The 19,936-nt window shown below is 67.6% G+C and carries 19 protein-coding genes; 11 read left to right on the top strand and 8 right to left on the bottom strand.

All coding sequences use genetic code 11. The annotated features are described in order from the left end of the window. Positions 1-7: 7 nt before the first annotated feature. The 5 genes from ACQKIE_RS07235 to ACQKIE_RS07215 are packed head-to-tail and all read right to left on the bottom strand — an operon-like array spanning position 8 to position 3,734. Positions 8-724: a pseudouridine synthase gene (locus ACQKIE_RS07235; RefSeq protein WP_427457318.1), complete on the bottom strand. Its 717-nt coding sequence runs from the start codon at positions 722-724 to the stop codon at positions 8-10. A 2-nt stretch (positions 725-726) separates the two neighbouring features. Further along, positions 727-2,376 (bottom strand): ubiquinone biosynthesis regulatory protein kinase UbiB, encoded by a 1,650-nt coding sequence (ubiB, locus tag ACQKIE_RS07230; protein ID WP_427457316.1) that lies wholly within the window; start codon positions 2,374-2,376, stop codon positions 727-729. Further along, positions 2,373-3,041 carry a ubiquinone biosynthesis accessory factor UbiJ gene (locus tag ACQKIE_RS07225; RefSeq protein ID WP_427457313.1) on the bottom strand — a complete coding sequence of 223 codons (669 nt, stop codon included), beginning with the start codon at positions 3,039-3,041 and terminating at the stop codon, positions 2,373-2,375. The genes ubiB and ACQKIE_RS07225 overlap by 4 nt, the downstream gene beginning before the upstream one ends. A gap of 21 nt (positions 3,042-3,062) precedes the next feature. Then, positions 3,063-3,530 (bottom strand): tRNA (cytidine(34)-2'-O)-methyltransferase, encoded by a 468-nt coding sequence (locus ACQKIE_RS07220; RefSeq protein WP_427457311.1) that lies wholly within the window; start codon positions 3,528-3,530, stop codon positions 3,063-3,065. A gap of 6 nt (positions 3,531-3,536) precedes the next feature. Next, a complete protein-coding gene (locus ACQKIE_RS07215) occupies positions 3,537-3,734 on the bottom strand; it encodes a hypothetical protein (protein WP_427457309.1) in 198 nt (65 codons plus the stop codon). Between the two features lie 243 nt (positions 3,735-3,977). Between ACQKIE_RS07215 and ACQKIE_RS07210 the strand changes: the two genes are divergently transcribed. The 3 genes from ACQKIE_RS07210 to ACQKIE_RS07200 all read left to right on the top strand — a co-directional run bounded on the left by ACQKIE_RS07210 (position 3,978) and on the right by ACQKIE_RS07200 (position 10,261). Continuing rightward, on the top strand, positions 3,978-6,866 hold the full coding sequence (locus ACQKIE_RS07210) for a M16 family metallopeptidase (RefSeq protein WP_427457307.1): 2,889 nt from the start codon (positions 3,978-3,980) through the stop codon (positions 6,864-6,866). 82 nt (positions 6,867-6,948) lie between these two features. After that, the gene (locus ACQKIE_RS07205) at positions 6,949-7,356 is read left to right on the top strand and encodes a DUF4156 domain-containing protein (protein ID WP_427457305.1); all 408 of its coding nucleotides are present in this window, start codon (positions 6,949-6,951) and stop codon (positions 7,354-7,356) included. Positions 7,357-7,450: 94 nt separating this feature from the next. After that, positions 7,451-10,261: a M16 family metallopeptidase gene (locus ACQKIE_RS07200; RefSeq protein WP_427457303.1), complete on the top strand. Its 2,811-nt coding sequence runs from the start codon at positions 7,451-7,453 to the stop codon at positions 10,259-10,261. Positions 10,262-10,271: 10 nt separating this feature from the next. On the opposite strand, the gene ACQKIE_RS07195 is transcribed toward ACQKIE_RS07200, so the two are convergent. Further along, positions 10,272-11,165, bottom strand: coding sequence for a LysR family transcriptional regulator (locus ACQKIE_RS07195; RefSeq protein ID WP_427458409.1), 894 nt, complete (start codon positions 11,163-11,165; stop codon positions 10,272-10,274). Positions 11,166-11,301: 136 nt separating this feature from the next. Here ACQKIE_RS07195 and ACQKIE_RS07190 point away from each other — a divergent pair, with 136 nt between their 5' ends. The 6 genes from ACQKIE_RS07190 to ACQKIE_RS07165 all read left to right on the top strand — a co-directional run bounded on the left by ACQKIE_RS07190 (position 11,302) and on the right by ACQKIE_RS07165 (position 16,917). Next, entirely contained in the window at positions 11,302-12,045 is a 744-nt protein-coding gene (locus ACQKIE_RS07190; protein WP_427457301.1) for an SDR family oxidoreductase, read from the top strand. Positions 12,046-12,073: 28 nt separating this feature from the next. After that, entirely contained in the window at positions 12,074-12,967 is an 894-nt protein-coding gene (locus tag ACQKIE_RS07185; RefSeq protein ID WP_427457299.1) for an SDR family oxidoreductase, read from the top strand. Positions 12,968-13,064: 97 nt separating this feature from the next. Further along, positions 13,065-13,556, top strand: coding sequence for a MarR family winged helix-turn-helix transcriptional regulator (locus ACQKIE_RS07180; RefSeq protein ID WP_427457297.1), 492 nt, complete (start codon positions 13,065-13,067; stop codon positions 13,554-13,556). A 16-nt stretch (positions 13,557-13,572) separates the two neighbouring features. Further along, positions 13,573-15,699, top strand: a complete 2,127-nt coding sequence (locus tag ACQKIE_RS07175) for an FUSC family protein (RefSeq protein ID WP_427457295.1) — start codon at positions 13,573-13,575, stop codon at positions 15,697-15,699. Further along, entirely contained in the window at positions 15,689-15,886 is a 198-nt protein-coding gene (locus ACQKIE_RS07170) for a DUF1656 domain-containing protein (protein WP_427457293.1), read from the top strand. The genes ACQKIE_RS07175 and ACQKIE_RS07170 overlap by 11 nt, the downstream gene beginning before the upstream one ends. Positions 15,887-15,897: 11 nt before the next feature. Then, entirely contained in the window at positions 15,898-16,917 is a 1,020-nt protein-coding gene (locus tag ACQKIE_RS07165) for a biotin/lipoyl-binding protein (RefSeq protein WP_427457291.1), read from the top strand. Between the two features lie 7 nt (positions 16,918-16,924). Here the strand turns inward: ACQKIE_RS07165 and ACQKIE_RS07160 are convergent, their stop codons facing one another. Next, positions 16,925-17,521, bottom strand: a complete 597-nt coding sequence (locus ACQKIE_RS07160; RefSeq protein WP_427457289.1) for a GNAT family N-acetyltransferase — start codon at positions 17,519-17,521, stop codon at positions 16,925-16,927. A gap of 7 nt (positions 17,522-17,528) precedes the next feature. Beyond that, a complete protein-coding gene (locus ACQKIE_RS07155; RefSeq protein WP_427457287.1) occupies positions 17,529-17,735 on the bottom strand; it encodes a YdcH family protein in 207 nt (68 codons plus the stop codon). Between the two features lie 95 nt (positions 17,736-17,830). Between ACQKIE_RS07155 and ttcA the strand changes: the two genes are divergently transcribed. Next, the gene (gene ttcA, locus ACQKIE_RS07150) at positions 17,831-18,703 is read left to right on the top strand and encodes a tRNA 2-thiocytidine(32) synthetase TtcA (RefSeq protein WP_427457285.1); all 873 of its coding nucleotides are present in this window, start codon (positions 17,831-17,833) and stop codon (positions 18,701-18,703) included. A gap of 36 nt (positions 18,704-18,739) precedes the next feature. Then, a complete protein-coding gene (locus ACQKIE_RS07145; RefSeq protein ID WP_427457283.1) occupies positions 18,740-19,927 on the top strand; it encodes an amino acid aminotransferase in 1,188 nt (395 codons plus the stop codon). The last annotated feature ends 9 nt before the right edge of the window (positions 19,928-19,936 follow it).

The following is a 19,936-nucleotide window of genomic DNA, read 5'->3' as shown; positions in this document are numbered from 1 at the left end:
TCGGATTCTAGCAGCCAGCCCAACGCTCGAAGGCGTCACGCCAGCCGAACCGATCGAGCAGACGCTCCCAGGTCTCGTCCATGCCGGCGCGAATCGCCATGAGGCGACCGTCACGCGGATGCGCGAAGGAAAGCGTCGCCGCGTGCAGCAGCAGGCGGTGCGAGGCGAAGTGCTGCTTGAACAGCCGGTTGTGGTCCCCGCGACCGTGCTGGCTGTCGCCCACGATCGGGTGGTGGATGTGCGCGAAATGCTTGCGGATTTGCCGGAAGCGGCCCGTCTGAGGCTCCGCCGCCACAAAGGCATACCGCTGCTTATCGTAGCGCCCGAGCGGTATATCCACTTCGACCGTGCCGAGACGCCTGTAGTCGGTGCGCGCATCTTTCCGCGGCCCCGTATCGCGCGAGCCGGGCAAGGGGTAATCCACCATGCCCTCGTCGGGCTCAGGCCACCCGCGCACCACCGCAAGGTAGCGTTTTTGCACGCTCCGCCCCATGAACTGCTCGCCCAGTTGCGCGGCCACTTCGGGTGACCGTGCCACGAGCAGAACACCGGACGTGGCACGGTCGAGGCGATGCGCGAGGTGCAGGCGTCCCTCGACCTGTTCGCGCAGGAGGTCGATGAGGAACGCATCGTCGGGGCCGACGAACTTCGAGCGGTGCACGGCGAGGTTCGCAGGCTTGTTGACGGCGACGATGTCGTCGTCCTGGTAGAGGATCTCCAGCACGATCAGGGCAGGCGGCGCGGCCAGCCGATCGCGAACGCCCCGAGTCCGACGATGGCCAACGCGACGGCGGGCCACGTCGCATGGGGTGCCAGCGTCCCGAGCAAGGCGGCGGAGACCAGCAGCGCCGCTCCGAGCAATCCGCAGGCGACGAGCCGGCGCATCCGGCGCGCGTCGTCGCGGACCAGTGCGAGGGCGACCGGATCGGCCACTTGCACCTGCTGCCCGCTGGCTACCTGGCGCAGTGCGTCGCGCACGAGTTCCGGTACGCGCGGGGCCGTGTGGATCCACTCTGGGAGGCGCCGACGCACGTCGCGCAGCGTGGCCCGGAGGCTGTAGCGCTCGCGCAGGATCCGCCGCAGCACCGGATGCGCGACGGCCCAGATGTCGATGTCCGGGTCGAGCATCCGCCCGACGCCCTCGATGTTGAGCAGCGTCTTCTGCAGCAGGATCAACTGCGGCTGTAGCGTCAGCTCGAAGCGACGCGCCGTCTGGAACAACTTCACCACCAGCTCGGCGATGGAAATCTGCGCGAGCGGACGGGTGAAGTAAGGTTCGCACACCGTGCGCACCGCGGCTTCCAGTTCGTCGAGGCGAATCGTCGAGGGCATCCAGCCCGCGGCGACATGCAGCTGCGCGATGCGGGCGTAATCCCGTTCGAACAGCGCGATGAAATTCTCCGCCAGCCAGTATTGGTCCGCTTCCGGCAGCGAGCCCATGATGCCGAAGTCGAGCGCGATGAAGCGGGGTTCTTCCAGGCGCGAGGTATCGACCCAGATGTTGCCGGGATGCGCGTCGGCGTGGAAGAAGTTGTCGCGGAAGACCTGCTCGTAGAACAGCCGGACCCCCTTTTCCGCCAGCCTCTTGCGGTCGAGGCCGGCGGCGTCGATGGCGTCGATGTCGTCGGCGCTCACGCCGCGCACGCGCTCCAGGGTCAGCACGCGTTCCGTGCTGAAGTCCCAGTGCACTTCCGGCACATAGAGGTCGATGCCGCTGGCGAAGTTGCGCCGGAGCAGACTCGCGCTGGCGCCTTCGCGCTGCAGGTCGAGCTCGTTCGAGAGCATCTTCTCGACCTCGGCGACGACCTCGAGCGGACGGATCTTGTCGGCGTTCGGATGCCAGCGCTGGGCGAGCTGTCCGAGCGCATGCAACAGGTCGACATCGCGCGCGATGCGTCGATCGATGCCCGGACGCAGTACCTTGACCACGACCTCGCGACCGTCGTGCAGGGTCGCCGCATGGACCTGGGCGATCGAGGCGGATGCGAGCGCCGTTTCGTCGAACGCGGCATAAAGCGTGGCGACCGGCGCACGCAGTTCCCGTTCCACGATCGCGCGCGCCTCGCTGCCGGGAAAGGCGGGCACCTGGTCCTGCAACAGGGCCAGTTCATCGGCGACGTCGCCAGGAACGAGGTCGCGGCGCGTGGACAGCACTTGTCCGGCCTTGACGAAGATCGGCCCGAGCTCGGTGAGCGCGAGTCGCAGGCGGGCGCCTCGCGAGAGTGCGCGCACATCGACGGATGCCCGCGGGAAGAGGGGGCGAACCAGTTTCAGCGGGCGATAGAGGTGGCCGCCCTCGACGAGTTCGTCGAGCTGGTACTTGAGCAGGACGGCGGTAACGCGCAGCAGGCGCGGCGCAAGGCGCAGGGGCGTCATGCGTCACGCTCCTTCAGCGCACGCTCGAGCCGGGCGAGGCGCGCTTCGGCGCGCTCGGTGCGCTCGCGCACCGCGTCCACGCCGTCGAGGAAATCGTCCATTTCCCCGGGAGCGACCGCCACCCGACCTTCGTCGCGCAGCCAGTCGGCGGCATCCTCGGTGAGGTGCGCCACCGATTCCTTCGCGTGCGCCAGGGCGTCCCGCAAGGCCTTGGCGAGGGGGACGCCGATGACGTCGCCGAAGGTCTTGGCGAACGCTTCCTCGACATCGGGCGCGTATTGTCGGGCCAGCCGTTCGAGACGGCGGGCGAGCTCGGCGTCGCCCGCGATCTCGACCTTGCCGGGCGAGACGCCATCCTCGTCGCGGCGCAAGGCCATGGCCAGCAGACTGCCCGGCGAGGCGTTGACGCGCAGGCTGCCGCCTTCCTCCGGCGGTCCGACCCGAAGTCGGCCTTTCTCGACCGATATGCGCAAGGCGAGTGCCGGGCCGTCCAGGTAGAGCTGGATGCTGCGACCGTCCAGGGCGTCGAGGCGCGCGCGCGTATCCGGATCGAGGTCCACGGCGCGATTGAGCGCGGACTCCATCGCACGTCCGGCAAGGACGCGCAGGGGACGGGGCAGGAAGCGGTTAGGGCCGGTGTCGGCCGCGGAGCGATCGGGGGTCATGCCCCGGATTGTAGCTTGGGCTTACGTGGCCGCGCCGTCGAATCCCGTCTGGCGCCACGCCTCGAACACCGCGACGGCGACCGCATTGGAAAGGTTGAGGCTGCGGTTGCCCGGTCGCATCGGCAGGCGGATACGACGCTCTTCCGGCATGGCATCGATCACGGCGTCGGGCAGGCCGGCGGTCTCGCAACCGAACAGCAGCGCGTCGTTCGCTTTGAAGGCCACGTCGGTGTGCAGCCGCCTTCCTCGGGTCGAGAAGGCGAAGACGCGGGGATGGCCGATGGCGACGAGGCAGGCATCGAGGTCGTCGTGGACCGCGACGCGGGCGAACTCGTGGTAATCCAGTCCGGCGCGACGCAGGCGGGTGTCGTCCAGCTCGAAACCAAGCGGTCGCACGAGGTGCAAAGCCGCGCCGGTATTGGCGCAGAGGCGGATCACGTTGCCCGTATTGGGCGGAATCTCAGGTCGGAACAGGATGACGTGGGGCATGCCCCATTATGAGGCCGAGAACGGGCAGACGACGCCGTCGGGAGGCAACGTGCAGCCTGAGGCGGTGACCACCACGTTGCCGGCACCCAGGTTGGCGAGCTGGATGGGTTCGCCGGCGTAGGTGAGCATGTTGCCGAGGATCAGGCCGCAGACGAGCAGCGAGGCCACCAGCAGGCTGCGGAGCATCAGGAGTTCGTGTTTCATGGTTCGGTTCCTTGGATCGGGCAGGACTAGTAACGCAAACCCCGTGCCAGCCTGCGAGAGTGTGCAATCATCTGATTCGCATGAGGTTTGTCAGGTCGGCCTGCGGCGATCGATTGTCCGCGGACAGTGACCACGACCGACCGGACACCGTCCGTGTCCGCAGGCGGGTATGGATTGCGCGCGCGGGACGGCGCGGGCTAGCCTCACGGGAGTCGAGGCCGCGGTGGCCCTGAGGAGCCGTACATGAAGAAACGCTATGCCCTGCTTGTTGCCGGGCTGATGTCCCTTGTTGGTGCTGTATCGGCTACTCCCGCCTCGTCCGACGCCATTCCCGATATCCCCTACACCCGGTTCCAGCTCTCCAACGGGCTGACCGTGGTGGTGCACGAGGATCACAAGGCGCCCGTGGTGGCGGTGAGCATCTGGTACCACGTGGGATCGGGCGACGAGCCGGCAGGCAAGACGGGCTTCGCCCACCTCTTCGAACACCTGATGTTCTCCGGCTCGGAAAACCGCAAGGGCACGTACTTCCAGCCGTTCGAGCTGGCTGGCGCGACCGACATGAACGGCACGACCTGGTTCGACCGCACGAACTATTTCGAGACCGTGCCCACCACGGCGCTCGACATGGCGCTGTGGATGGAGTCCGACCGCATGGGCCACCTGCTCGGTGCCATCGGGCAGAAGGAACTCGACACGCAACGCGGCGTCGTGCAGAACGAGAAGCGCCAGGGCGAAAACCGTCCTTACGGCCGCGTGGACGAGAATATCCTCGTAAACACTTATCCGGCCGACCATCCCTACCACCACGACACGATCGGTTCGATGGCCGACCTCGACGCGGCGTCGCTCGCCGACGTCAAGAAGTGGTTCCACGACTATTACGGCGCGGCGAACACCACGCTCGTGCTCGCCGGCGACATCACCGTCGCGCAGGCGAAAGCCAAGGCCACGAAGTATTTTGGTGACATCCCCGCCGGTCCGCCCGTGCCGCGCCAGCAGCCGTGGATCACGCCTCTCCAGACCTCCACGCGCGGCACCCAGCACGACCAGGTCGCGCAGGTCCGGATCTTGCGCACGTGGATCGTGCCGCAGCTGGGCACCGACGACGCCATCCAGCTCGACCTCGCGACGACGGTCCTCGGTGGTGGCAAGACGTCACGCCTTTACCAGCGGCTCGTCTACCAGGACAAGCTCGCCGACGACGTCAGCGTGGGTATCGCTCCGTTCGCGCTCGCGAGCCAGGTGCAGCTCAGTGTCGACGTACGGAATGGCGTGGACCCCGCCAAGGTCGAAGCCGCCATCGCCGACGTGTGGAAAGAGTTCCTCGCCAGCGGTCCGAGCGACGACGAACTGGCACGCGCCAAGGTCGCCAACAGCGCGGCCTTCATTCGCGGCGTGGAAAAGGTTGGTGGTTCCGGCAAGGCCGCGATCCTCGCCGAGGGCCAGGTGTATCGGAACGACCCGGGCGCCTACAAGAAGGATCTCGCGCGTGCACAGGCCGCGACCGTCGCGTCGGTGCTGACGGCGTCGAAGACCTGGCTTGCCAAGGGCGATTACACGCTCACCGTGCTGCCCGCCGCCCCCGGTTTCGATCCCGCCGCTGAAGACAAGGCCGTCGTGGGCCTCGGCCCATCCGGAAAGAAGCCGGCTCCGATCCTCCCCAAGCCGGGCAATTACACGGTCGCGACATCCGACGTGGACCGCGCGAAGGGCGTGCCGCCGGTGACGAGTTTTCCGGATCTCGTCTTCCCGACCCTTCAGCGGGGCAAGCTGAAGAACGGTGTCGAAGTGGTGCTCGCCGAGCGCCACACCGTTCCCGTGACGCAGGTCCAACTGCTGTTCGACGCAGGCTACGCCGCCGACCAGGGGCGCAAGCTCGGTACGGCGAGCTTCACGTCCACCCTCCTGGAGGAAAGCACGACCTCGCTGGACTCCGTCGAGGTGGCGCGGCGCAAGGAGCGCCTCGGTGCCTTCGTCAACGCGAGTTGCTCGCTGGACACCTGCGCCGTCGGCCTCGACGCGCTCAACGCGCAGCTGAAGCCTTCGCTGGAACTGTTCGCCGATATCGTGCGCCATCCCGCGTTCAAGTCGGACGACATCGAGCGCATCCGCGGCCAGTGGCTGGCGGGCATCGCGCAGGAGAAGACGGAGCCGACGGGGCTGGCATTGCGCACGCTTCCGCCGCTGCTCTACGGGCGAAACCATGCCTACGGCATTCCGTTCACGGGTAGCGGTACCGAAGACGCCATCGCCTCGCTGAAGGCCGATGACCTTAAAGCGTTCCAGCGCGACTACCTGCGTCCGGACAACGTGCGCATCCTCGTCGCGGGCGACACGACGCTGGCGAAGATCCTGCCGCAGCTCGACGCCGTCTTCGGCGACTGGACGCCACCGGCGACGGCGATTCCGAAGAAGAACGTGGGCAAGGTCGCGATCCAGGCGAAGCCGCGCGTTTTCCTCATCAATCGCACCGACGCCCCGCAGTCGCTCATCCTCGCGGGCCTCGTCGCGCCGTCCACCAAGGCCAAGAACGCCCTCGACCTCGGCATCGCCAATGGCGCGTTCGGCGGCACCTTCACCTCTCGCCTCAACATGAACCTGCGCGAGGAGAAGCGCTGGGCGTACGGTGCCGGCAGCATGCTGTCGGATGCCCAGGGGCAACGGCCCATGCTCATCTACGCGCCGGTGCAGACGGACAAGACGGCCGAATCGGCAGAGGAAATCCTCAAGGAAGCGAAGGCCGTCATTGCGGCGAAGCCGCTGACGGACGACGAGGTGGCGAAGATCCGCGCCCAGCGTGTCCGGGCGCTGCCGGGCAGTTTCGAGACCACGGGTGCGGTGCTCGGCGCGATGACCGGTATCGTGGTCTACGACCGGCCCGACGATTATGTGCAGACGCTGAAGTCGCGCATCGAAGGTGTCGATCGCAAGGCGGCCGAGGATGCGCTGTCCGCCGTGATCCACCCCGACGCGCTCACCTGGGTGATCGTCGGTGACCTGCGCAAGATCGAGGCGCCCGTCCGTGCGTTGAACCTGGGCGAGGTGCAGGTGATCGATGCCGACGGCCATCCCGTGAAGGCGGCGTCGGCGGGCAAGGGCAAGCCAGTGGCGGCGAAAGCCGCGCGGTAATCCGGAGGAGGCGCGATCGATGGATCGCGCCTCCACGCTCATCCGGATAGCATAGGCAACGAACGTTCTACCGGAGCCACCCATGCGCAAGATCCTCATCCTTCTCATTCCGCTCGCCCTCTCGGGCTGCGACTGGGGCATCAAGCTCGACGACAGCGCGCGGAACGTGCGCACGGCGTGGAACGGCGACGTCGGCAGCTGCCGCGAACAGGGCAAGGTCACCGTATCGGTCACCAGCCGCGTCGGCCCGGTGGACCGGAGCGACCTGAAGGTGCGTGACGAGCTGGAAGTCATGGCGCGTAACGAAGCCGCGAAGATGGGCGCCGACACGGTGAAGCCGCTGGGCGAACCCCATGACGGTTCGCAGGAGTGGGGCGCCTACACCTGCGGCAGCCGCAACATGGCTCCCGCGCGTGGCAACACGCCACCGCCGCCGCCGGCGAACACGACGCCGCAGGGCGGTTTCGAAACGGTTCCCCTCAAGAACTGACGCCTGAGTCGCACCCGTGTGGGGGGCGCCGGCCGATACGGTCGTCGTCGCCCAACGCCTAACGTCCATGCTCCCCTTGCATGGAGTCATCGGCGTGAACACACCTACCTACGGCGCGGCCCTGTTGCGTGCCGCGCTTCTCGCTTCGCTCGGCGCGCTGTCCGCGTTCCCACTCGCTTCCCACGCGGAAGGCATCGACCAGCGGAGCTTCCGCCTGCCCAACGGCCTGACGGTCGTCGTGCACGAGGACCATAAGGCTCCCATCGTTTCGCTCGCCGTGTGGTACCGCGTCGGTTCCGCCGACGAGCCGGCCGGCCGCACCGGTCTCGCCCACCTGTTCGAACACCTCATGTTCTATGGGTCGAAGCACTACGACGCACCCTTCATGGACGCGGTCAAGGAATTGGGTGGCCGGAACATCAACGGCGAAACCTGGTTCGATCGCACCGCCTACTACGAGACCGTGCCGACGGGTGCGCTGGACAAAGCGTTGTGGCTGGAATCCGATCGGATGGGCCACCTCCTCGATACGCTCGACGAGGGGAAGCTGGAGAGTCAGCGCGCCATCATCCGCAACGAGCACCGCGATACGCTGGAAACACCGTATGCGCGGACACACGCGCATATCCTTCGCCATCTTTTCCCGGCGAACCACCCCTACCACCACGACGCCTACGGAAAGCCGGCGGACCTCGAACGGGCCACGCTCGACGACGCCCGTGCGTGGTTTCGCGATCACTACGGTGCGGCGAACGCCACCGTGGTCATGGCCGGCGACATCACGCCGGAACGCGCGCGGGAAAAAGCCATGGCGTACTTCGGCGACCTCGCGCCAGGGCCGGATCTGGCGCGGCGGCAGCCGTGGGTCGTGCCCTTGGCGGCCCCATCCCGCGGCGTGATGCACGACAAGGCGTCGACGCGCCGTATCGTCCGGGCCTGGCCGGTACCGGAAGCGGGAACGCCTGCCGCGACGGATCTCGACCTGGCCGCCCGCATCCTCGGCGACGGAGCGACCTCCCGGCTGCACACCCGGCTCGTCGGCACCGGGCTCGCCAGCAAGGTCGACGCGGACGTGCACGCGCTCGCCCTCGCGGGCGTTTTCACCATCACCGTGGACGTCGCCGACGCGGCCGACCTTGCCGTCGTCGAATCCGCCCTCGACGACGAACTGCGTCGCTTCATCGCGGACGGTCCCGATAGCGACGAGCTGTCCCTTGCCCAGCTTCGGGACAACACGGCGTTCCTCGCCGGCACGGAACGCATGGATGCCAAGGCGCACCAACTGGCGGACGGCCTGGCGCTGCACGGCGACCCGGCCGCGGCGTGGGCGTTCCAGGAGCGTGTGGGCGAGTCGACCGCCGCCACGGTCCGTCACGCGGCATCCGCCTGGCTGGCGCAGCCGGGCTACACCCTGACCGTGCTGCCTGCGCCGGAGGATTTCGACGCGGCGGCTGAAGATGCGTCGGACGTCGGCCTCGCTCCGCGGGAGGGAGAGCCGGCCGGCAGCCTCGTTTCGACGCGCGACCTTCGTGCCACGCCCGATTGGGCCATCGACCGGACGAGTGTCCCGAGCGTTGCCGACGGCCCCGGCGAATTCTTGTTCCCGGTCGTGAGCCGCTCGCAGCTTCCGAGCGGCGCCAGGCTGGTCTCCACACACCGGACCGGCTCCGGATTCGCCCATGTCCGCTTCCTGTTCGGCGGCGGCAGCGCCGCCGACCACGGACGCTTGGCCGGCACCGCCCGGTTCACCATGGCGATGCTCGACCGGGGTGTCGAGACGAAGGCGGCACGACTCGGTGCCACGTTCGAGACAGGCTGCGAAGCCGACGCGTGCTTCATCGACCTGCGCATACCGCGTGCACGATTGCAGGCAGGGCTCGCACTGGTGGTCGAGGCCGCACGCCACGCCGCGTTCCGCGCGGAAGACATCGACATCCTTCGCACGCAGTCGCTGGCGGCCATCGATGCCGGGCAGATGTCGACGTTCGCCCTGGCGAACAACCTCATCTCGCATCGTCTCTTCGGTGAGCATCATCCCTACGGTGCAGCCGCCTTTGGCCAAGGCACGCGTACGTCGCTCCTTGCGATGAACGTCGAGGCACTACGCGCGTATCGGCGTGACTACCTTCGCCCGGACAACCTGAGCGTCCTGCTGGTAGGCGATGTCGTGCATGAGGACGGCGTCCAGATGTTGAACGAGGCGCTCACTGGCTGGACCGCGCCCGCAACGCCGGTCGTGCTTCCCTCGATCGGCCTCGCTCCTGCCGGCGGCGGCGATGTGGCGTACCTCGTCGATCGTCCGGGTGCGCGGCAAGCGCATGTCGCGTTCGGCGTCGTCGCCCCGCCTGTCGGCGATTCCCTCGATCTCGAGGTCGCCAGCCAGGTCTTCGCCCAACTTCCCGGCTCGCGCCTCAATGCCAACCTGCGCGAAGGAAAAGGATGGAGCTACGGCGTGGTCGGCGGGCTGTCGCGCCAGGGTGGCGTGCGTACGTTGACGGTGCATGCGCCGGTCCAGGCCGATCGTGCGGGGGAGGCCATTGTCGAGATCCGTCGCGAGATCGAAGCGTTCATCGGTGGGGAGTCGCCCCTTGACGACGCGGAAGTCGGCAGCGTCCGAACGGGTCTGGCGCGTTCGCTGGCGGCCGCACTCGAGACCGACGCCGCGGTGCTGACCTATCTCTCCACATCGGCGCGGCTCGGTCGCGGCGACGATTTCTGGCCGAACGCCCTCGCCATGCTCCGCCGGACCAGCGCGGCGAAGGTCGGCGGCGCGTTCGAGGATCTGCTGCGAACGCAGGGCAAGACGTGGGTGATCGTCGGCGACCGGAACCTCATCGAAACGTCACTGCGGGAGCAGTTCCCATCGTTGCGCCTCGTCGATGGCGAAGGTCGCGCCATCGAATGAGCGGCAGGGGTCACGACATCGTGACCCCGTCCCCACCGCGTGCGCGGAACGCGTCGGCCAGCCAGTCGATGAACACGCGCACGCGTGGCGACAGCTGGCGACTGTGCGGATAGAGCAGGGAGACGGGTGAAGGCCTCGGGGGCAGGTCGGGCAGGACCTGCACCAGCGTGCCGGCGGCAAGGTCCGCCGACACGTGGTAGCGAGGCACCTGGGTCAAGCCCAGGCCGAGCAGGGCCAGCGTCGCATTGGTCTCCGCGCCGGAGACGGTGACCACGGACGGCAAGGTCACGTTGCGCAGTTCGCCCCCCTCGATGAATTCCAGGGGGAGGATGCCGCCGGTGGCTGTCGACAGGAAGCCGATGGCGACATGGCCTTCCAGATCGGCCAACGTGCGTGGCGTGCCGTGCCGCGCCAGGTAGTCGGGGCTGGCGCAGGTCACCTCCTCCAGCATGGCGAGGCGTCGTCCCACCATGCTGCTGTCGTGCAGGTCGCCGACGCGCAGCACGCAATCCACGCCCTCGCGCACCAGGTCCACCCAACGATCGCCTTCGCCGATGTGCACGCGCAGACCCGGGTATCGCGCCAGGAAGTCCGGTAGCGCGGGAAGCACGAACGTCCGCGCCAGGGTGCCGTGCATGTCCACGCGCAGCAGGCCCGTCGGGCGAGCGTCGACGAAAGCCGCTTCGGCGTCTTCGATGTCCGCCAGGATCGCGATGCAGCGCCGGTGGTATGCCTCGCCGTCGAGGGTCGGACTGACCTGGCGGGTGGTGCGCTGGAGCAGGCGCACGCCCAGCCGGGTTTCCAGCCGCTTGATGGCCTGGGTCGCCGTCGAACGGGGCAGGTCGAGGTCGTTCGCGGCCAGGGTGAAGCTGCGCCGCTCCACGATTCGCACGAAGAGCCGCATGGTGTCGAAGCGGTCGAGTGCCACGTCGTTTGTTCCGTTGCATGGAATAGTCTTGCCTGATTCTGCAAGATTATCCGGCGTCGAACAACGAGCATGCTTTCTTCGCCCGGCAATCCAGCCGGTAACGGAGAACGACATGAACGCGACTTCCCAGGCCAAGATCGCCCTCGTCACGGGCGCCTCCCGCGGTATCGGTGCCGCCGTTGCCAGGCGCCTCGCACGCGACGGCTTCACGGTGGTGGTGAATTACGCCGGCGGTACCCAGGCGGCGGAGAACGTGGTCCGCGACATCGAGGCAGCCGGCGGCAAGGCCATCACCGCGCAAGCGGATATTTCCAAGGCCGCCGACGTGCGGCGCATGTTCGACACGGTCGAAGAGGTTTACGGCGGCATCGACGTCCTCGTGAACAACGCCGGCGTGATGAACCTCTCGACCATCGCCGACCTGAAGGACGAAGACTTCGACCGGCTTTTCGCCGTCAACGTGAAGGGCAGCTACAACACGATGCGCGAAGCGGCACGCCGCCTGCGCAGCGGCGGGCGAATCATCAACTTCTCCTCGAGCGTCGTCGGCCTGTTGCAGCCGACTTACGCGGCGTACGCCGCCACCAAGGCGGCGATCGAGGCCACCACGACCATCCTCGCCCGCGAACTGCGCGGCCGCGAGATCACCGTGAACGCCATCGCCCCCGGCCCCACCGCCACGGACCTTTTCCTGGACGGCAAGTCGGCGGAACTGGTCGACCACCTCGCCAAGCTGGCTCCGCTCGAGCGTCTCGGCACGCCGGACGACATCGCCGCGGCGGTCGCCTTCCTCGCCGGCCCGGACGGTGCCTGGATCAATGGGCAGGTGCTGCGCGCCAATGGCGGCATCGTCTGATTCCCTCGCCCCTTACCGGAGAAACGCCATGAAACAGATCGTCCTCATCACCGGTGCGTCCAGCGGCTTCGGCCTGATGACCGCGCGCGCCCTTGCCGATGCCGGCCACACCGTCTACGCGAGCATGCGCGATATCGCAGGCAGGAACGCATCGCAGGCCGAGGCCGTCCTCACGGAAGCGAAGGAGCGCAACGTCGACCTGCGCGTCGTCGAACTCGACGTGACCTCCGATGCCTCGGCGGAAGCCGCCATCCAGACGATCCTCCAGCGCGACGGTCGCCTGGACGTGCTGGTCCACAACGCGGGGCACATGGTCTTCGGACCGGCCGAGGCATTCACCGCGGAGCAGTACGCGCAGCTCTATGACGTCAATGTGCTCGGCACCCAACGCGTGAACCGCGCGGCGCTGCCGGCCATGCGCAAGCAGGGGCGCGGCTTGCTCCTCTGGGTGTCGTCGAGCAGCACGCGCGGTGGCACGCCGCCCTTCCTGGCCCCGTACTTCGCCGCGAAAGCGGCCATGGATTCGCTCGCCGTCAGCTACGCGGGCGAACTCACCCGCTGGGGCATCGAGACCTCGATCATGGTCCCGGGCGCCTTCACGAAGGGCACCAACCACTTCGCCCACTCGGGCAAGCCCGCCGACACGGCCCGCGAGGCCGAGTACATGGAAGGCCCCTACGCCGGGATGCCGGACAGAATCCTCAAGGGCCTGGCGGCACTGGAGCCCGCAGACGCCGATCCCGCCGAAGTGGCCCGCAAGATTGTGGAAGTCGTGGACCTGCCGTCCGGCAAACGCCCCTTCCGCGTCCACGTGGATCCGTCGCAAGACGGCGCGGAAATCGTGAACGGCGTCGCCGACAGGGTCCGGCGCGAGCTGTTCTGGCGGGCAGGAATAGAAGACCTGCTGGTGACGAAGGCCTGACGTCACCGGGCAAAGGAGGGCCCCTAGACCCTACATCTATTGAATATACACAAATGAACTATATACTAATGAGGTAACCCAACCGCAGGACCGCCCCGTGCGTGATTTCGCCCCCACCGAAGCCCGTCTCGACGTCACCCAGGCCAAGTACCCCGACTTCCCCCGCGAGCCGGCCGTCCTGGTGCGCCTGATCAAGCACCTGTTCAAGGAAGTGCACGACGAGGCGAACGCGGCCCTGCGGGCCTATGGGCTGAACCACCCCGAATACAACATCCTCATGATGCTGTACGGATCTCCCGACAATCGCATGCACCCCTCGGAGCTGGCCGACGCCGCCGGCGAGAAGTCCGCCAACGTCACCCGCCTCACGACCCAGCTCTGCGAAAAGGGCTACGTGGCCCGCTCGGGCAGCGACGAGGACCGGCGCAAGGTGACCCTCACCCTCACGCCGGCGGGGCTGGAACTTATCGCGCGATTCCTTCCCGACATCGTCACGTTGCTTCACCGGCAGACGCGTAACCTCTCGCGGGGCGAACAGGGCCAGCTCGAAGCCCTGCTCAAGAAGATGCTGGCCGGGTTCGGGGAGTAAGGAGGGAGCACACGCGATGTCCGCTTCCAATCTCTCGACCAGCCCACCCCTCACTCGCCAGGCCGTTGCGGAAACGCTGCGCGAGGAAGCGTCGGTGTGGCTGTTCGTGGCGAAAACGCTCACGGCGTTCTTCCTCACCGGGTGGATCGCGATGCGCCTGGACTTGCCGGCGCCGTCCACCGCGATGTTGACGACGATCATCGTCGCGAACCGCCAGTCGGGCATGGTGCTCGCGAAGAGCTTCTACCGCGCGCTTGGCACGCTCGCCGGCGCGACGGTCGCGGTCGGCATCGTTGCGTCGTTCCCGCAGCAACGCGACCTTTTCCTGCTGGTGCTTTCGCTGTGGATCGGCCTCTGTGCCGGCGGCGCCACGCTTTATCGCAACTTCAAGTCGTATGCCTTCGTGCTTGGCGGCTATACCGCGGCCATCGTCGCCATTCCCGTCATCGAGAATCCGCTGGGCGTCTTCGACTCCGCGACGGCGCGCATCAGTGAAGTGCTGCTCGGCCTGCTGGTCAGCGGCGCGGTCAACGACGTCGTGTTCCCCAGCCGCGTTCGCGACGTACTGCGCCGCGCGGCGCGCGAGCAGTTCGCGCATTTCGTCGGTTTCATTCGTGACAGTACGGGTGGCGCCATCCCCCGCGATGCAATGGAAAAGGCGCACCTGCGCTTCGTCCGCAATGCGGTGACGCTGGAAGACCTGCGTAGCTCGGTCATCTTCGAAGATGCCGAGGCGCGTGCGCGAAGCAACCACCTTCGCTTGTTCAACCAGCGCTTCATGGCGACGTCGACGACGTTCCAGTCGCTGCACCATCTCATCAACCGGCTGGTTCGCGCGCACCGCGACGTGGCGGCGAAGACTCTGATCCGCCTGTACGCACCGATAGGCGATGCGCTGGATGCGCCCATCGAGGCGGGCGCCGCCGCGCGCGTGCTGCTGCCGCGGCTTGCGGCGGCGCGCGAGACGATGCGCGGCTCGGTGGACACGCTGCGCGCCACGCTCGACGACCCGCAGGACCGGCGCGATGTCGACACCGGCTCCTCGCTGCTGGTCCGCTTCGTCGACGAGCTGCACGACTACGTCGATGCCGCCGCCATGCTGCAGGCCCCGCGCGTCACCGGAGGCTCCGCGGAGCGCGTGCATTTCGGGCGCGGCAACGACTACCTCGGCGCTGGCATCGCCACCGTGCGCACCACCCTCACGATGCTGGTGCTCGGGGCCTTCTGGATCGCAAGTGCGTGGCCGATGGGGTCGAGCGCGATGTTGCTGGCGACGATCTTCGCGGGCCTGTTCGCCACGACGCCCAACCCCACGCGGGTGACGTGGATCGTGATGCTCGGCTACCTGGGGGGCATGGTCGCGGGATTCGTGTGCGAGTTCTTCGTGCTGACCCAGCTCGACGGTTATGGCCTGCTCGTCATGGGCGTGGCGCCGTTCCTGACCGTCGGACTCGTCATGATGATGACGCCGTCGCTCGCCTCGTTCGGACTGGGCTGGGCCATGGGGTTCGCCTACATCCTCGCGCTGAAGAACCTCCAGACGTACGACCCGGCACACTTCATCAACGACGCCATCGCGCAGGTGGTCGGCCTGGGCGCGGCCGCGGTTTCCTTCCTCGTCATCCCGCCCGCGATCGGCAGTGCATGGCTGCGCCGGCGCCAGCTCGCGCGCCTGCGTGCCCAGGTGGCGCTCGCGGCGGAAGCGCCGTTGCCTGGCCTGCGCCATCGCTTCGAGAGCGTGAACCACGACCTCGTGAGCCAGGTGGTCGCGCAGACCGAGCCCGGCAGCGCCGACTCCCGCGCCCTCATCGCCTGGGCGCTGGCGGTGCACGAGACGGGGCGGGCGCTCATCGAACTCCGCCACGACATGGCACGGCAGACCCTGCCGTCGACGCTTCGTCCTTATCTCGAAGGCGCGCTGCGCACGCTTGCGCGCTTCTACGAGCACCCCGATGTCGCCGGCTACCTCCTCGCGCGCGACGCGGTCGCCACGGCGATCGCGAGCGTCGGCGAGCACGAAGGCGCGGGTCACCTCCTCGACCACCTCCATCTCGTCCGCATGGCGCTGCTCGACGGTGAATCCGTCCTTGCCGCGTACATGCCGGACGCGCCTATCTCCAAGGTGATTGCCCATGCCCCGTGAAATCGCATTCGGCGACGCCCTCGTTCCCGGGCTGCTCGTCTTCTTCCTCCTGGCGCTGCTGGCGCTGTGGCTGCTCGACATCGTGGCCGGCCGCCTCGGCTTCTATCGCCTCGTCTGGCATCCCGCGCTGTTCCGGCTTGCCGTTTTCGTCTGTGTCTTCGGCGCTTTCGCGCTGTTCCTGTACTGAGTGATGCCGTCATGAAACTCGCCACCCTCGTCCGCTTCGCCGTCACCGCCGTCGTCGTGCTCGTCGCCGCCTTCGTCGGGCATGCCTTGTGGAAGCACTACATGTATTCGCCCTGGACCCGCGACGGACGCGTGCGCGCCGAGATCGTGCGCATCGCGCCGGACGTCGCCGGCATCGTCACCGACGTGCGCGTCGTGGACAACCAGGCGGTGAAGAAGGGCGACCTGCTCTTCGTCGTCGACCAGGCGCGTTACCGGAACGCCGTGGCACAAGCGAAGGCCAACCTCGAAGCGGCCGAAGCGGCGGCCCGTGCCGCGGGCGCGAACATCAACGCCGCCTCCGCCGGTGCCCAGCAGAGTCGCTCCAATTACGAGATGTACGAGGCGCAGTCCGAACGCCGGCAGAAGCTGATCAACAACGTCATCTCGGCCGAGGACAAAGCCAATGCGATGGCCGCGGCGAACGCCGCGCGCGCCGGCTGGCAGCAGGCGCAGGCCAGCACGAAGCAGGCGAGCGCGGCGCAGCAGCAGGCGCTTGCCGCCGTGGCCCAGGCCCAGGTGGAACTCGCTTCCGCGCAGTTGAACCTCGACCGCACGCAGGTGCTTGCGCCCGTGGACGGTTACGTCACCAACCTCGACGTCCGCGTGGGCGACTATGCCAGCGCCGGCAACGCACGCCTTGCGCTCATCGACAGTGGCTCGTACTGGATCTACGGCTATTTCGAGGAGACGAAGCTCCCCGGGCTGCGCGTGGGCGATCCCGTCGACATCCGGCTGATGAGCGGCGGCGTGCACCTGAAAGGCACGGTCGAGAGCATCGCGCACGGCATCACCGATGCGGACAACCCCACAGGCAACGACCTGCTGGCCGACGTGAACCCGACCTTCAACTGGGTGCGCCTGGCGCAACGTGTGCCGGTACGCGTGAAGATCGACACCGCGCACCTGCCCCCGGGCACGGTGCTGTCGGCAGGCATGACGGCGACGCTGATCGTGCGGCCGACGCACGGCGACGCCGTAGCGACCCGCTGATACCGACCTACAGGGCAGGCGGCGCCAGGCGCATCAGTCGCAGCTGCAACCACTTGTCCACGTCGGGCCATTCGGTGGCGAGGATGCTGTAACAGACGGTGTCGCGCAGGGAGCCATCCGGGCGGCGCTTGTGCGCGCGGAGGATGCCCTCGCGTTTCGCTCCCAGCTTTTCGATCGCCCGCTGGGAATCCTGGTTGTAGGCATCGGTGTGGAACTCCACGGCGACCGCACCGACGTTCTGGAACGCGTTGGACAGCAGCAGGTGCTTGCAGGCCGTGTTCACGTGGCTGCGCTGCCAGCGGCGCGCATACCAGGTGTAGCCGATCGCGACGCGGGACGGATCGGGCACGATGTCGTAATAGCGCGTGGACCCGACGATCTGGCCACTGCCGTTCTCGCGGATGGCCCAGGGGGACATGCGGTCCTCGTCCTGGCCGCGCAGGGCGGCTTCCACATACTCCGCCATGCGGCCGGGTGCCGGCACCGACGTGAACCACAGGTTCCAGAGGTTGCCGTCCGCCGCGGCGGTTTCCAGCGGGCCCACATGGTCCAGCGTCAGCGGTTCGAGGGTGACGTGGGCGTTTTCCAGGCGGACGGGGGTCATGGGGGCCTCAGGCGTCGAGATCGGGGATCAGGCGGCTTTCGATGCGCGCGATCGCGTCCTTCAGGAGCAGCTTGCGCTTCTTCAGGCGGGTGAGCTGGAGCTCGTCGCGGCCGATCGCGGCCGCCAGCTGCTCGATCGCCGCATCGAGGTCGCGGTGCTCCACCTTCAGTTCGGCGAGGTGCTGGGAAAGCTGTACGGGATCCTGGACCTGCATCGCGTTCGGCCGGCGGTGAGGAAGGGTCGATTGTAACCCCGGGCGCGCCGCGCCGCAGCGGCTACAATAGGGGCTTCCCTCCGGATTCCCGCAGCATGTCCGCCACCCCCGACGCCACCCGCAAGCAGAGCTACGAAGCCGGCAAGCTGGCCAAGCGCCTGCGCCGCCAGGTCGGCCAGGCGATCGCCGACTACGGCATGATCCAAGAGGGCGACAAGGTGATGGTCTGCCTCTCGGGCGGCAAGGACTCCTACACGCTGCTCGACATGCTGCTCTCGCTGCAGGCGAAGGCGCCGGTGCGCTTCGACCTCGTCGCGGTCAATCTCGACCAGAAGCAGCCGGATTTCCCGGAGCACGTGCTGCCCGAATACCTCACCGCGCGCGGCGTGCCGTTCCACATCATCGAGCAGGACACCTACAGCGTCGTCACGCGCGTCATCCCGCAGGGCAAGACGATGTGCAGCCTCTGCTCGCGCATGCGCCGCGGGGCCCTGTACCAATGGGCGGCGGCGAATGGCGTGACGCGGATCGCCCTTGGGCACCATCGCGACGACATCCTCGGTACGTTCTTCCTGAACATGTTCTACCAGGGCAGCCTGAAGGCCATGCCGCCGAAGCTCCTGTCCGACGACGGCCGCCATGTGGTCATCCGTCCGCTCGCATACTGCCGCGAGGACGACATCGCGGCCTATGCGGAAGCGCGTGCGTTCCCCATCATTCCCTGCAACCTGTGCGGCTCGCAGGAGAACATGCAGCGCAAGGTGGTGAAGCGCATGCTCGCGGATTGGGAAAAGGCGCATCCCGGCCGCAGCGAGACGATCTTCCGTGCAATGGGCAACATCGCGCCCTCGCAATTGACCGATCGCCACCTTTTCGACTTCGCGTCACTCGGCGCCCGCGACGACGCGCCGCGCGCGGACGCGCACGCATGGCTCGCCGGTGGCGACGCCGTCGACGATAACGACTGACCCCTCCCCATTCACACGTTCCAAGGCCTGCCGATCATGACCCTGTTCTCCTCCGTTGAACTCGCCCCGCGTGATCCGATCCTCGGCCTCAACGAGGCGTTCGGTGCCGACAGCCGCACCGACAAGGTCAACCTGGGCGTCGGCGTGTACTACGACGAAAACGGCCACGTGCCGCTGCTGCGGGCCGTGCGCGAAGCGGAGAAGGCGCGCGTGGACGCGCAACTGCCGCGCGGCTACCTGCCGATCGACGGCATCGCGCTTTACGACATGGCGGTGCAGAAGCTGCTATTCGGCGCCGGCTCGCCGCTGCTCGCCGACCGCCGCGTCGTTACCGCGCAGTCGCTCGGCGGCACCGGTGCGCTGAAAGTCGGCGCGGACTTCCTCAAGCGCCTGAACCCCAACGTGCCGGTGGCGATCAGCAATCCCAGCTGGGAGAACCATCGCGCGCTGTTCGAAGGCGCGGGCTTCTCCGTGGTGGACTACCCGTACTACGACGCCGCCACGCACGGTGTCGACGTGGAAGGCATGCTCGGCGGATTGGCGGCGTTGCCCGCCGGTGCGATCGTCGTACTGCATGCCTGCTGCCACAATCCGACCGGCGTCGATCTCGGCATCGAGGACTGGAAGCGCGTGGTCGACACGGTGCGCGACCGCGGCCTCGTGCCTTTCCTCGACATCGCCTACCAGGGCTTCGGCGATGGCATCGAGCCGGACGCCGCGGCGGTGCGCCTGTTCGCCGAGGCAGGGGTGGCTTTCCTCGTCGCGAGTTCCTTCTCCAAGTCGTTCTCGCTTTACGGCGAGCGCGTGGGCGCGCTGTCCATCGTCACCGCCTCGCACGATGAGGCGCTCCGCGTGCAGTCGCAGTTGAAGCGCGTCATCCGCACCAACTATTCGAACCCGCCGACGCACGGTGCCGCCGTGGTGTCCGCCGTGCTCAATCACGACGACCTGCGCGCGACGTGGGAAACCGAATTGGGCGAGATGCGCGATCGCATTCGCGCCATGCGCCGCGGCCTGACCGAGCGCCTGTCGAAAGTCGGCGACTTCGCCTTCATCGAGCGGCAGCGTGGCATGTTCTCGTACTCCGGCCTGTCGGCCGCACAGGTGGAACTCCTGCGCGCGGAATTCGGCATCTACGCGGTAAGTACCGGGCGCATCTGCGTGGCGGCGCTCAACGAGGGCAACATCGACCGCGTCGCCGACGCCATCGCCCGCGTCGTCTGAGCATCCTTC

The organism is Luteibacter sp. NPDC031894, assembly GCF_050273135.1.
Taxonomy (GTDB): domain Bacteria; phylum Pseudomonadota; class Gammaproteobacteria; order Xanthomonadales; family Rhodanobacteraceae; genus Luteibacter.
This window is presented reverse-complemented; position numbering and strand designations above follow the sequence as displayed.